The 12685-nt window shown below is 37.4% G+C and carries 11 protein-coding genes, 2 tRNA genes and 1 pseudogene; 9 read left to right on the forward strand and 5 right to left on the reverse strand.

Annotated elements, in window-relative coordinates; translation table 11 throughout:
* Nucleotides 1-123 precede the first annotated feature (123 nt).
* The 3 genes and pseudogenes from lysA to N4G44_RS01070 all read right to left on the reverse strand — a co-directional run bounded on the left by lysA (nucleotide 124) and on the right by N4G44_RS01070 (nucleotide 4622).
* Nucleotides 124-1326 (reverse strand): diaminopimelate decarboxylase, encoded by a 1203-nt coding sequence (gene lysA / locus N4G44_RS01060; RefSeq protein WP_474924276.1) that lies wholly within the window; start codon nucleotides 1324-1326, stop codon nucleotides 124-126.
* A gap of 255 nt (nucleotides 1327-1581) precedes the next feature.
* A pseudogene (locus tag N4G44_RS01065) lies at nucleotides 1582-2803 on the reverse strand (3'-5' exonuclease).
* Nucleotides 2804-3095: 292 nt separating this feature from the next.
* Complete coding sequence (locus N4G44_RS01070; RefSeq protein ID WP_474924277.1) at nucleotides 3096-4622, reverse strand: helicase HerA-like domain-containing protein; 1527 nt, start codon at nucleotides 4620-4622, stop codon at nucleotides 3096-3098.
* A 307-nt stretch (nucleotides 4623-4929) separates the two neighbouring features.
* Between N4G44_RS01070 and N4G44_RS01075 the strand changes: the two genes are divergently transcribed.
* Genes N4G44_RS01075 through N4G44_RS01085 form a run of 3 tightly spaced genes read left to right on the forward strand, consistent with a single transcriptional unit; the run spans nucleotide 4930 to nucleotide 7078 of the window.
* Nucleotides 4930-6339, forward strand: a complete 1410-nt coding sequence (locus N4G44_RS01075) for an MBL fold metallo-hydrolase (RefSeq protein ID WP_474924278.1) — start codon at nucleotides 4930-4932, stop codon at nucleotides 6337-6339.
* Between the two features lies 1 nt (nucleotide 6340).
* Nucleotides 6341-6718 carry a rhodanese-like domain-containing protein gene (locus N4G44_RS01080; RefSeq protein WP_474924279.1) on the forward strand — a complete coding sequence of 126 codons (378 nt, stop codon included), beginning with the start codon at nucleotides 6341-6343 and terminating at the stop codon, nucleotides 6716-6718.
* A gap of 60 nt (nucleotides 6719-6778) precedes the next feature.
* The gene (locus N4G44_RS01085) at nucleotides 6779-7078 is read left to right on the forward strand and encodes a thioredoxin family protein (protein ID WP_048501000.1); all 300 of its coding nucleotides are present in this window, start codon (nucleotides 6779-6781) and stop codon (nucleotides 7076-7078) included.
* A gap of 127 nt (nucleotides 7079-7205) precedes the next feature.
* Here N4G44_RS01085 and N4G44_RS01090 read toward each other — a convergent pair whose 3' ends face one another.
* The gene (locus tag N4G44_RS01090; RefSeq protein ID WP_474924280.1) at nucleotides 7206-8027 is read right to left on the reverse strand and encodes a hypothetical protein; all 822 of its coding nucleotides are present in this window, start codon (nucleotides 8025-8027) and stop codon (nucleotides 7206-7208) included.
* Between the two features lie 121 nt (nucleotides 8028-8148).
* Nucleotides 8149-8904, reverse strand: a complete 756-nt coding sequence (locus tag N4G44_RS01095; protein ID WP_474924281.1) for a nitrilase family protein — start codon at nucleotides 8902-8904, stop codon at nucleotides 8149-8151.
* A gap of 99 nt (nucleotides 8905-9003) precedes the next feature.
* Between N4G44_RS01095 and N4G44_RS01100 the strand changes: the two genes are divergently transcribed.
* From N4G44_RS01100 to N4G44_RS01125, 6 genes are all read left to right on the forward strand, one after another.
* Nucleotides 9004-9444, forward strand: a complete 441-nt coding sequence (locus N4G44_RS01100) for a DUF6646 family protein (protein ID WP_474924282.1) — start codon at nucleotides 9004-9006, stop codon at nucleotides 9442-9444.
* Between the two features lie 103 nt (nucleotides 9445-9547).
* Nucleotides 9548-11029, forward strand: coding sequence for an RIP metalloprotease RseP (rseP, locus tag N4G44_RS01105; protein ID WP_474924283.1), 1482 nt, complete (start codon nucleotides 9548-9550; stop codon nucleotides 11027-11029).
* Nucleotides 11030-11109: 80 nt separating this feature from the next.
* Nucleotides 11110-11186: transfer RNA gene (locus tag N4G44_RS01110), tRNA-Asn, on the forward strand.
* A 283-nt stretch (nucleotides 11187-11469) separates the two neighbouring features.
* Nucleotides 11470-11546 (forward strand) — tRNA-Asn (locus N4G44_RS01115).
* A 257-nt stretch (nucleotides 11547-11803) separates the two neighbouring features.
* On the forward strand, nucleotides 11804-12145 hold the full coding sequence (locus N4G44_RS01120; RefSeq protein WP_474924284.1) for a DUF6597 domain-containing transcriptional factor: 342 nt from the start codon (nucleotides 11804-11806) through the stop codon (nucleotides 12143-12145).
* A complete protein-coding gene (locus N4G44_RS01125) occupies nucleotides 12127-12573 on the forward strand; it encodes a helix-turn-helix domain-containing protein (RefSeq protein WP_474924285.1) in 447 nt (148 codons plus the stop codon). Before N4G44_RS01120 ends, N4G44_RS01125 begins: the two co-directional genes overlap by 19 nt.
* The last annotated feature ends 112 nt before the right edge of the window (nucleotides 12574-12685 follow it).

The raw sequence follows: 12685 nt of genomic DNA on the forward strand, positions 1-12685 counted from the left end.
TCCTGAGTTCTTTTCCTTTTTAAACCTCACAGGTTTTAAAAACCTATGAGGTTTAGCACATCAATAAATCCTAAACAAAACAGCCACCCAAAAGGTGGCTGTTACTATACTATCTTCAAAACTTTACATGACTATTTCGATCTGGTTTCTCAGAAGATCTTCAAATTCATCTCTTTTACGGATCAGGTGTGCCTTTCCGTCTAAGAACAATACCTCAGCCGGTTTTAATCTTGAATTGAAATTCGAACTCATTTCAAAACCGTAAGCTCCGGCATTGTGGAAAACCAGGATATCACCTTCTCTTACTTCGTTCAGTTTTCTGTCCCAGGCAAATGTATCCGTTTCGCAGATGTTTCCTACTACGGTATAAATTCTTTCAGCACCTTTAGGGTTCGACAGGTTTTCGATCATATGGTAAGAATCATAGAACATCGGACGGATCAAATGGTTGAATCCTGAATTGACACCTACAAAAACAGTAGCTGTTGTCTGCTTGATCACATTGGCTTTTACTAAAAGGTAACCGCTTTTTCCTACCAGGAATTTTCCAGGTTCAAACCACAATTCGAATTTTTTCCCTGTGGATTTTGAAAACTCAGAAATTACTTTTTCTACTTTTTTACCTAATGTTTTCACATCTGTTTCTTCTTCGGTGTCCTGGTAAGGGATTTTGAAACCGCTTCCCATATCCAGGTACTTAAGGTTAGGGAAATGCTCGGAAAGCTCAAGCATGATATCCAATGCCTGAAGGAAAACATCCGGATCCTTGATCTCGCTCCCTGTATGCATGTGAAGACCTTCCACATTCAGGTTGGTACTTTTCATCACTCTTTCGATATGGCGAACCTGGTGAATGGAAATCCCGAACTTGCTGTCGATATGCCCCGTTGAAATTTTATAATTTCCTCCTGCAAAAATATGTGGATTGATCCTTACAAGAATAGGATAGGTATTTCCGTATTTATTCCCGAACTGTTCAAGAATAGAAATGTTATCAATGTTAATATGAACTCCGAAAGTCATTGCTTCCTCTATTTCAGCAAGGTCTACACAATTGGGAGTAAACAAGATTCTTTCTTTAGGAAATCCTGCCTTTAACCCAAGTTTGACTTCATTAATAGATACGCAATCCAAAGAGGCACCCAGGTTCTTGACATACTTAAGGATATTGATATTCGTCAATGCCTTAGCTGCATAGAAAAACTTGGTGTGTTTTAAAAAAGAAGATGTAAGTTTCTCGTATTGAGTTTTAATAGATTCAGCGTCATAAACGTACACCGGTGTGCCAAACTCATTGGCGATCTTTAATAATTCTTTTGAATTCATAATTTCATTTTAACATAAAAAAAGGCAGATTCTTCAAAAAAGAGCCTGCCACATTAATTATTTTTTATGCAAGACAAGTCTTTTAAATATTCCAAACCTTAGAGAACTTTACAGCTCCCTTTTTACCAGTTTTTATTTGTTTAAAATTTTGCATTGCTTATTTTTATTTTTGCAAAAATACTATTTATTTTTTTATTCTGAGAAAAATGATTTGAAAAGCAGATTCTTATGAAATCTGTACAATATAAATTCCTGTTATTTTGGTAACGGCAGCGTCTCGAAATCACCGCGAAGCAGTGCAAGCTGAAGATCATTATGCAAATCCGTAGAAGGAAGAGGCAGATCGATTTTGAGTTTCGAAAGCTTACTGAGAGTCTGAATCTGGGTAAACAGCTCATAGAAACCATAAGAGGCTACTTTTCCGTTTTCAATGATCAAAAACAGTTTCTCACCCAGCTTTCTCCCTGGCCGAGCCAAAGCTCATTCCTTTTTCTGAAATCTATTTTTTTGATAAAAGCATTGATATCATTGAACTCTTCCTGCAACCCTATAAACTGTACCGCTTTTGTTCCCTGGGTAAACGACCTGAACTTAAGGATAGGCCTTTCGGTCTTATTCAGCTTATTTTTTTCAACGATATATTTATTGTTCCTGAAATAAAGTCCAAAAGGAAATACTTCTCTTTTCTTGATGTTCTTGGAATTCAGGATCAGTTTTGCAATAATATCCGTTCCTGTAAGTTCATAATTGATCTGTTCAACGTCATTCTGTATCTGTTCCCATTTTTTTGACTTGGAATTGAACACTTTTTTGGAGAACTTATTGATATCCTGAACATAGTCTGATAAAATAATTTTCCCTGCTTCGTTCTGGAAATAAACAAACCCTTTTTCGTTCGGAAGATCCTGGGTCAGAACCTTGATCTTGTTGATATAGGTTTTCGCATTGGTTTCATCATGCTGTTTCTGGATGATCTCATTTTCAGTATCTTTTGATATTAAAAGCTTGAACAGCTCCAGCGTTGCCCTTGCATCCCCTTCGGCCCTGTGATGATTCGTTAAAGGAATTCCCAGCGATTTCACCAGCTTTCCCAATGAATAGCTGACTTCATCCGGGATCATTTTTTTGCTAAAGGAATGGTATCTAAAGTATTGATCTGAAAGTCGTAACCCAGCCTTTTAAAAGACTGGCGCAGCATCCTGTAATCAAAATCAATATTGTGACCCACCAAAGTGGTATTTTGGGTAATTTCAATGACTCTTTTTGCTATTTCATGGAATTTAGGAGCTGTTTTCACCATTTTAGGGGTGATGCTTGTCAGCTTCTGTACGAAAGGAGTGATATCACTTTCGGGGTTAACGAGAGATATAAACTGGTCAGTAATTTTCTGACCATCATACCTGTAGATGGCTATATCTATAATGCATTCATTCCTGTAACCTGCACCATTACTTTCTATATCAATAATCGAATACATTGAATTCTGGTTATACTCCTGTTTTTATCATTACTATTTAATCAACTGCTGAAAACCTAATGTTATGAGGCTTAATACATAACCTGTGCCATAGGTTTTTAAAGACTGTACTGCATCAGTGTTATCCTGTTTCGGATAAAGGCAGCTTTGCGAAAATAACAAAAAATATATCAAAAAAAGTAAAAACAGCTTTTATATCACCCGTTTCCAGATTAAAAACAGCCGGCTGGAGGCAATAAAAAGCTGACACTCTTTACATAACAAAATATTTTGCAGAAATTTAATTCACTTCTTACCTTCTTCTTCCGCCCAGCCCAAACATTCCGAGAAGAGCTTTTGCTCCCTCCCGCATCAAAGTACTGGTAAAAGTCCTTCCTGCTTTACTTTGAAGCACCTGCTCAAACATTCCCGGTTCTTCTTTCACCGGTTTTGTTTTCTGTGAAGGCGCCGGATTCTGAGCGGCCTGCTCCATTCTGCTGGTCAGAATTTCATAAGCAGACTCCTTATCAACAGGCTGTTCATATTTAGCTACTAAAGAAGAATTTCCTGTCAGTTCTGAAATTTCTGCATCATTCAGTACATCCATTCTTGATTCCGGAGAAATCAGATAGGTATGAACAAGCGGTGTAGGAATCCCTTTTTCGTCCAAAGCAGTGACAAAAGCTTCTCCGATCCCGAGATTCTGGATCAGAGTGGCTGCATCGTAAAATTCGGTTGTAGGATAGTTTTCTACCGCTTTAGTAATTTCTTTTTTATCTTTTGCGGTAAAGCCTCTCAAAGCATGCTGTATTTTCAGACCAAGCTGGGACAGTACATTTTCCGGAACATCGCCGGGAATCTGTGTAATAAAATAAATTCCCACTCCTTTGGAACGGATCAGCTTTACCATGGTTTCTATCTGTGACAACAAAGCTTTTGACGATTCATCGAATATCAGGTGGGCTTCGTCTATGAAAAGAACCAGTTTAGGTTTCCCGCTGTCACCTTCTTCCGGGAAGGTCATATAAATTTCGGCAAAAAGCGAAAGCATAAACGTTGAAAACAGCTGCGGCTTATTCTGAATTTCCGCTACCCTTAAGATATTGACCACTCCTTTTCCGTCCCTTGTTTCAAGAAGGTCATGAACATCAAAGCTTAATTCACCAAAAAAATCAGCGGCGCCCTGCTGTTCCAGAGCCACAATAGATCTCAGGATCGCTCCCAGAGAAGCTGGTGCAATGGATCCGTAGTTGGCAGCCAGTTCAGCTTTTCCCTGTGCATTATCCGTTACATACTGCAAGACTTTCTTTAAATCATTAAGGTCAATTAACGGAAGACCCTTATCATCACAGTATTTAAATACGATAGACATAATACTCTGCTGAGTATCATTCAGTTCCAGGATCTTGCTTAATAATACAGGGCCGAATTCTGTAACGGTAGCTCTTAATTTTACTCCTTTCCCGCCTGATATGGTCATCAGCTCTACAGGAAAAGCCTGTGGATTATACGGAAGCTGGGTTTTTGCATACCTTTCTTCAATCACCGGATTCATCTGGCCGGCTTCTGCAATTCCGGAAAAATCCCCTTTGATATCCAAAACCAATGAAGGAATTCCTGCATGGGAAAGCTGTTCTGCAAATACCTGAAGCGTTTTTGTTTTACCTGTCCCCGTGGCACCCGCAATAAGGCCGTGCCGGTTAATTGTTTTTAAAGGAATGGTAACATTAACTTCCGGTACCACTTCCCCGTCCAGCATTCCTTTTCCGAGTATAATATGTTCTCCTTTAGGAGTGTATTTTGCGTTAAGTTCTTCAATAAATTGTGTTTTATCTGCCATCTGATCTTTTTTTAAACTTATAAATATAAAATTTTTTATAAAATATTGGACCACTAAAGTAATAATACAAAATAATATTACAGCAACCGCGTAGATATCAGTACTACATAATTATTTCCGTTTTTTAAACATGATAAAAAACATTCATTAAAATCTGTGCCCTTTACTTCCCGTATTTTATTCGGAAATAAAGGGTTTCATAGCTCATCACCCATGAATATTGAAAGAAACTATCGTCCGAATTTAACAATTCGTTTACATTTCATCTAATACTTCGTATCTTTATCTAAAATTTAAAAAAGACCCAATGAAAATTGAACAAATATATACGGGCTGTCTGGCTCAGGGTGCCTATTATATTGTATCAGAAAATGAAGCTGCCATTATTGATCCGCTGAGAGAGGTAAAACCTTATCTGGATCGCCTTGAAAAAGACAACGTCACTTTAAAATATATTTTTGAGACCCACTTCCATGCTGATTTTGTTTCAGGACATTTGGATCTAAGTGAAAAAACAGGAGCTCCTATTGTTTACGGACCCACTGCCCAGCCTGCATTCGAGGCTATTATTGCGGAAGATAACCAGATCTTTGAGATCGGAAAAATAAAAATAAAAGCACTGCATACTCCCGGGCATACCATGGAGAGCACCACCTACCTTTTAATTGACGAAAACGGCACCGAAACTGCTATTTTTACCGGTGACACTCTATTTTTAGGGGACGTAGGAAGACCTGATTTAGCACAGAAAGCAACCAATCTTACCCAGGAAGACCTTGCAGGAATTCTTTACGACAGTCTTCAGAACAAGATTATGCCGCTGGACGACAGTATAACGGTTTATCCCGCTCATGGTGCCGGTTCTGCCTGTGGAAAAAATATGCAGAAAGAAACAGTGGATATATTGGGGAACCAGAAAAGAACCAATTACGCACTGAATCAGCCGGATAAGGAATCTTTCATCAGAGAGGTTCTTGATGGCCTTACCGCTCCTCCGAAATATTTCGGAATGAATGTAGCCATGAACAAAGGCGGATACGAAAGCCTTGATGTCGTAATGAACAAAGGACTGAATCCAATTGCTGCAGAAGATTTCGAAGCTTTGGCGGAAGAAACAGGGGCTTTAATTTTAGATACAAGAAGCCCGGCAGAATTCCACAAAGGATTTATTCCGAACTCTATCAATATAGGACTTAAGGGAGATTTTGCCCCGTGGGTAGGAAATATGATCGTAGATGTAAAGTACCCTCTTTTGCTGGTGACCGATGAAGGCACTGAAGAGGAAGTAATTACAAGATTAAGCAGAGTCGGTTTCGATAATGTTTTAGGATATTTGAACGGTAGTTTTGCTGCTTGGAAAAATGCAGGTAAAGAAACGGATGAGATCAAAAGAATTTCCCCTGCTGAATTTGCTGAACAATTCACGGAAAATGCTATGGTAATCGATGTAAGAAAGTTAAGCGAGTATTCTGCCGAGCATATTGACAATGCATTTAACAAGCCGCTGGACACGATCAGCGACTGGGTAAAAACCATTGATGATTCTGAACATTTCTTTCTTCACTGTGCAGGAGGATACAGAAGCATGATTGCAGCAAGCGTTCTTAACTCACACGGAATCAGAAACTTTACTGAAATAGAAGGAGGATTCAACGGGATTAAAAAGATAGAAAAACTACCTACAACGGATTTCGTCTGCCAGTCAAAAACATTGTAGGATGCTGAAAAGAACAATTTCCGGATACATTTTAGTATCAGTTTTAGCTTTAACATCCTGTAAAACAGCAGGTACAGCTGTTATACCAAAGCCAAACATAAAAGAAGTTGTGAACAGCGGAGATGTAACCCTGGTAGATGTAAGAATTCCGGAGCAGTATGAGGCAGGAACAGCAAAAGGAGCGGTCAATATTCCTTTGGCCGAGCTTCAGAGTAATATCGGTTCGCTTCAAGGCAAAAAGGTTGTGGTATTCTGTAATAAAGGGATTCAGGCTGATCAGGCTATGGAAATCTTAAAGAAAAACGATGTGGAAGCCTATGACGGTACAACCTGGAAAAATGTGAAAGCAATCCAGGATGAAAAACAGTCAGGAAAATAAAAATATTATACTGCTAAAGCTGATGAATAAATCTTAGCAGTTTCAATAAAACCAAAAATTATGTCACAAAAATTTCAAGAAATCATCAATTCGGAAAGACCGGTACTTATTGATTTTTTTGCCACCTGGTGCCAGCCGTGTAAGGTACAGTCCTCTGTTTTAAATACAGTAAAGGAAAATGTAGGTGAAGGGGCAAGAATCATTAAAGTAGATGTAGACCAGTATCCTGCTCTGGCAGCGCAATATGGGGTAAGGGGTGTTCCTACACTCGCGGTCTTCAAAAACGGAGAACTTTTATGGAAAGAAAGCGGAGTCCATGATGTGAATACGCTCACGGAACTGCTTCAACAATATTCTTAGACTGTGATTTTTTCACAGTTTTTTTATTTTTACATTCCACAGATTTCACGGATTTACACAGATAATTGAGAATAGAATCCGTATCGATTCGTGAAATCCATGGAATTTTTATACAAATTATTAGTATTTAAGGACAATTTTTCTCATACTCTTTTATGATTCCAATGTAAATTTCAGCCTGCCTGTTTTGTATTTTATCTCCAACGATATAAAATAATTTTTTGGTTTGCTCCCTGTCCTTTTTTACTTCTTGTAAAGTTGTTTTATAAATTTCCTGATATTCTTTTTGTAAGGTTTTATCCAAATGCTTTTCCTGCATCATTTCTTTCTCAAAAGTATTTAAATACTGATTAAATGAGCTACAATTTCCGGCAATCGCTCTGAAAGCATCAACGATATTTTCAATAGATGATCCCATCTTAGAATTGAACTGACTCTTTTGTTTTACGGCCAAAACCGTGTACGGTTCACCACTTTTTTGGATATAAAAGTTTGAATGGGTATAATAGCAGGCATTCAACCCCATACATTCAAATACATTAGAACTGTATAATTTAATTTTTCCGTCATAGAGCAAGTATTCAAACGTTTCGGCTGTATCATTTGAAAGGTTTCCTTTCTTATCTACCGTTTTTACTTTAATTTTTTCTTGAATTTGAGAAATTTCATCACCATTATAATAAATAATCTTTCTCACCTCTTTAGAGTTTATTTCTTTCGTCTTCTCACCTGCCTGTGGTGTATATTGAAATGCAGATATTCTGTTGTGGACTATTATTTGTCCCATATTAATAGTTTTAGTAACTGCATTAACAGAGTTTGCTTTGAATGAAGATCCATCTTCCAACTGAAATTCAGCAAAATCATTTTCTTGATTACGCTTATTTTCCTGAGCGTTTATAACCAAATTCAAAATACAGAAGACAATAAACAGTAATTTTTTATTCATATATTATTCTTTCTAATTATAGGCTTAAAATTAAAAAAAATACAATATACTTTTAAAAAAGAATAAAATATCTCAAAACAATTATAAAAATTCAAAAAATATTAAAATCTTAATTTCCGAATTATTTAATTTTAATCTGAAAATCATCTCTGTCATTCAGGAACTGGAAATGCTGCCTGAAATCTTTCAGTTCGTCCATATTCAGCTCCGCGGAAACAATATTTCCGTCCTTTTGTGAAATTTCTGTTCCATCTGCAAAAAAGCAACGCGAGCTTTCCTGATAAAAAAGGCCATTTCCATCTGTTCCGATCCTGTTTAAACCAAAAACAAACGAAAGGTTTTCTATTGCCCTGGCTTTTAACAGATGTTCCCAGGCTCCAACTCTTTTTTCCGGCCAGTTGGCCACATATAAAATAGCATCATAATCATCATTATTTCTTGCAAAAACAGGGAACCGAAGGTCGTAGCACACCTGTAACAGAATCCTGAATCCTTTATAATTTACAATAACCCTCTTATCTCCGGGAGTATACACTTTATCTTCTCCTGAAAAAGAGAACAGGTGCCTTTTATCATAAAAGACAGGCTCTGAGTCGGGCTGAACGAAATACATTCTGTTATAAAACTTTCCGTCCTGCTCTACCGGAGCACTTCCGCAAACAGCGGCATTTTTTTCTTTTGAGATTTTCTTCAGGAACTCAAGGGATTCTTCATGTCTGTCTGAAACTTCATTGGCATCCATACAGAAGCCGGTAGAAAACATTTCAGGAAGCAGGAAAATATCTGCTTCGAGATTTTTAAACTGTTCTTCGATGAATTGGAAATTCTTTTCTTTGTTTTTCCAGACAATATCTAAATTAAGTCCTGTAATTTTCATAAACTTTGTTAAAAAACTTCAATAAAAATACGATTTTCCATTGATTTCGGTTCTATTTTTGATGAGGATATTTCCATTATCAATTTAAAAAGTAAAATTATGAAGAATTTGTTTTTGGTGCTGATGATCGCTTTTTTCGGAACGATAGCCAATGCACAGGCGTACACAGGTAAGGGCGACCAGAAAGTTCAGGCGGGATTAAGTGCCTGGGGATACGGAACAGGAATTACGGGAACCTATGATTACGGATTGAATAAACTTATATCTGTAGGAGCCGGACTTAATGTTTATTTTGATAATTATAAAGATCATGACAAAGACAACCTTATTTTTGCTTTCGGAAGATTGAATTTCCACCTTAATGAAGCGCTTGACTTACCTGCAAAATGGGACATCTACCCTGGCGTTGACGTTGGTGTTCTTGGGAAGGATTTCGGAATCGGAGCCCATATCGGAGCACGCTACTTCTTTACCGAGAAAGTGGGTGTTTTTGCAGAAGTAGGCAACAACGGCAGCATCGGTGTTTCTTTCAACCTGTAGAATTCACGAAATATATGACAAAGCTTCTCATTTAGAGGGGCTTTTTTATTTGGCATAGTTTTGATAATTGTTACCTTTGCAAATTAAAATCTAAAATTTATTAATGGAATTAGCAATCAAGATTTTCCAGTTCATACTAAGTATTTCTATTTTAGTAGTTCTTCATGAGCTTGGACACTTTTTACCGGCAAAATGGTTTAAGACCAGGGCTGAGAAATTCTTCCTGTTTTTCGATCCGTGGTTTTCAATCTTTTCAATGAAGAAAATCAACGGAAAATGGCAATATAAATTTCTTTCCAAAAACCTTCCGGATACGGAAACTATCGTAGTAGACGGAAAAGAAACGGAAGTTCCCATCGATACTTCAAAACTTCCGGACAGCGACTGGAGAAAGCATCCTGAGCAAACGAAATACGGAATCGGATGGCTTCCTTTCGGAGGTTATGTGAAAATCGCAGGAATGATCGATGAAAGCATGGATAAAGAGCAGATGAAAAAACCTGCACAGCCATGGGAATTCAGATCTAAACCGGCCTGGCAGAGGTTAATCATCATGCTGGGAGGGGTTACGGTGAACTTTTTCCTTGCGTGGATCATTTTCGGATGTCTTTCTTACTTTAATGGTGAGAGTTCTTTCGATACCACCAAAGTGGAAACTCCTATGCATTATACCAATGTTGCCAAGGCAATGGGTTTTAAAGATGGTGATAAGATCTTAAAAGTAGACGGAAAGGTTCAGAATAACCTGGATAAGCTGTCTTTGGATATTTTATTAAGTGACCAGGTAACGGTTTTAAGAAACGGACAGGAGCTTACTTTTAATACGAATGATGACGGGAAGGCACTCGCTTTTAAAGATGAGAATCCAAGAGCATTCCTTACCCCAAGATATGCTGCTGTAATTGATACAATCGTAAATCCTAAAACTGCTGAGGCGGGATTAAAAACAGGTGATCAGGTCGTTTCAGTAAACGGGCAGAAGATTAATTATTATGACGAGCTGCAGGGTACTGTTGTAAAAAACGCAGGCAAAACCATTAATGTAGAAGTATTACGAGCAGGAGCCATACAGCCGCTAAGCCTTCAGGTTTCTAAAGAAGGAACATTAGGAATAGCTTCTTATAAGCAGCTTGAAAAGTTTGCCAGCACAAAGCATTTTACTCTTATTGAATCTATCGGAAGAGGGTTTACAAGAAGTATTGAAAGCTTAACTTACCAGGTTAAACAGTTTAAACTGGTCTTCAATAAAAAAGTACAAGGTTATAAGAAAGTGGGAGGTCCACTGGCCATTATTAAGAATATGCCGGTAGAAAAGTCTAAAGACGGGGCTGTATCCGTAAACTGGAGCCTATTCTGGAGCTTTACGGCAATGTTCTCCGTTTGGCTGGCATTCCTGAACCTTATTCCTATTCCGGGGCTTGACGGAGGTCACGTTTTGTTTACTTTATGGGAAGTAGTTACAGGGAAGCCTGTTCCTCAAAAAGTACTGGAAAATGCACAGATGATCGGGGTTATCTTCCTGTTAGGATTGATGTTACTGATCTTTGGAAGCGATATCTTTAAGGCGCTTACAGGCAGTTTATAATTTTTTTGAATTTTTTCTGAAAAATATTTGTACGGTATAAATATTCGTCCTATATTTGCACCACTTAAAACAAAGGACATTCCTCCTTAGCTCAGTTGGTTAGAGCATCTGACTGTTAATCAGAGGGTCGCTGGTTCGAGCCCAGCAGGAGGAGCCAAGAAAAGACTTACATTTTGTAAGTCTTTTTTATTTTCTATACATTTTGTTTATTCGATCTGGATTAAAGGAACAGGATATCATTCGCTATAAAGATTTTCTACCCATCAATTAAACTTTATTTTCGGCATTTATTTCATAGCCGCCTGATTAATTGAAAATCTGATGAAATATTTCTCGCTGAAATTCAACATTTTTAGTTAAAAACATCCGTTAATTGGGGATAAAATTTGCCTGATATGAATATTCCTTTTATATTTGCAACACCTTAAACAAAGGAAAATTCCTCCTTAGCTCAGTTGGTTAGAGCATCTGACTGTTAATCAGAGGGTCGCTGGTTCGAGCCCAGCAGGAGGAGCCAAAAGACTTACAGAAATGTGAGTCTTTTTTGTATCCAATGTAATCAAGTACTTAAAGTCTTTTTCTTAACACACTACCAATTGTTACCATTCTTTTATATTATACTCAAATACATTAAAAACGAGTCTTTATTTACAAGCTGAAGAAAATCCGTATATTTATTGTCTAAAACGACTGATTACCAATCAAATAAAGTATCACTGTAAAGTTCTTAACCAGCAGAAGCTACCAAGCAATATTACAGCAGAAGTAAACAAAATGAAAGTCATTGAGTACAAACCAACAAAAACACTGGAACCTTTTGTAAAGGCTATCAAAATTATTGAAAGCCAAGAGGAAATACAAAACAGGGTGCTGCCAGGAACTTCAATCGCAATAGCTTTTTGTTTTAGTGGTCAAAACTCATACACTATAAACTCGGATCAGATCGTATTGCCCGGAGCAATAATTTCAGGGCTTCGAAAATCAGTCCGGCTCATCAATTATTCCCAGAATACTTCTACGCTAATTGTATTATTTACAGAAAGCGGAGCTGCCGCATTTTTAAAGAACCTCTTTACGGTTTATTTGAGAAAAGCATTTTGCTTGATCATATTGTGAATCCTAGTGATGTTAGAAACGTCGAGGAAATGCTATGTGAAGCAAAAAACAACTTTCAAAGAATAAAAATTGTGGAGCAGTTCTTATTAAAAAGATTAATCAATCCAGATCCTGACCGCATTATATCAAATGCTGTTGCTCAAATTCAAGAAGCAAAAGGTCAGATTAAAATAAATGAATTAGCAGATAGTCTACACATAAGCAACGATGCCTTTGAGAAACGGTTCAGGAAAAGCATAGGTTCATCCCCAAAAAAGTTCGCATCCATTGTCAGGATGTCCGCTATTATCCCTCTAAAAGCAAACGTTCGGCTTTTGGACACTGCTTTTGATGCAGGATTCTACGATCAAGCCCATTTCAATAAAGATTTCAAACTTTTTACCGGACAAACACCAACTGAGTTTTATAAATCTGCCGCCTTTTGGTAAATCAATGAATTTTTACAATGATTTGAAGAGACCAATCTTGAAATTTGTATCATTAAATTACTTTAACAATGAGCACAAAATTCAAAATAATTCTGACATCTGTTTTGTTATC

The organism is Chryseobacterium sp. GTID13 (genome assembly GCF_056172655.1).

What these genes read in the sequence shown, in the direction of transcription:
- N4G44_RS01085 (WP_048501000.1), top strand. Translation starts at nt 6,779, where the DNA reads ATGTCACAAAAATTTCAAGAAATCATCAATTCGGAAAGACCGGTACTT.
- N4G44_RS01075 (WP_474924278.1), top strand. Translation starts at nt 4,930, where the DNA reads ATGAAAATTGAACAAATATATACGGGCTGTCTGGCTCAGGGTGCCTAT.
- lysA (WP_474924276.1), bottom strand. Translation starts at nt 1,326, where the DNA reads ATGAATTCAAAAGAATTATTAAAGATCGCCAATGAGTTTGGCACACCG.
- N4G44_RS01080 (WP_474924279.1), top strand. Translation starts at nt 6,341, where the DNA reads ATGCTGAAAAGAACAATTTCCGGATACATTTTAGTATCAGTTTTAGCT.
- N4G44_RS01100 (WP_474924282.1), top strand. Translation starts at nt 9,004, where the DNA reads ATGAAGAATTTGTTTTTGGTGCTGATGATCGCTTTTTTCGGAACGATA.
- N4G44_RS01095 (WP_474924281.1), bottom strand. Translation starts at nt 8,904, where the DNA reads ATGAAAATTACAGGACTTAATTTAGATATTGTCTGGAAAAACAAAGAA.
- N4G44_RS01090 (WP_474924280.1), bottom strand. Translation starts at nt 8,027, where the DNA reads ATGAATAAAAAATTACTGTTTATTGTCTTCTGTATTTTGAATTTGGTT.
- N4G44_RS01070 (WP_474924277.1), bottom strand. Translation starts at nt 4,622, where the DNA reads ATGGCAGATAAAACACAATTTATTGAAGAACTTAACGCAAAATACACT.
- rseP (WP_474924283.1), top strand. Translation starts at nt 9,548, where the DNA reads ATGGAATTAGCAATCAAGATTTTCCAGTTCATACTAAGTATTTCTATT.
- N4G44_RS01120 (WP_474924284.1), top strand. Translation starts at nt 11,804, where the DNA reads ATGAAAGTCATTGAGTACAAACCAACAAAAACACTGGAACCTTTTGTA.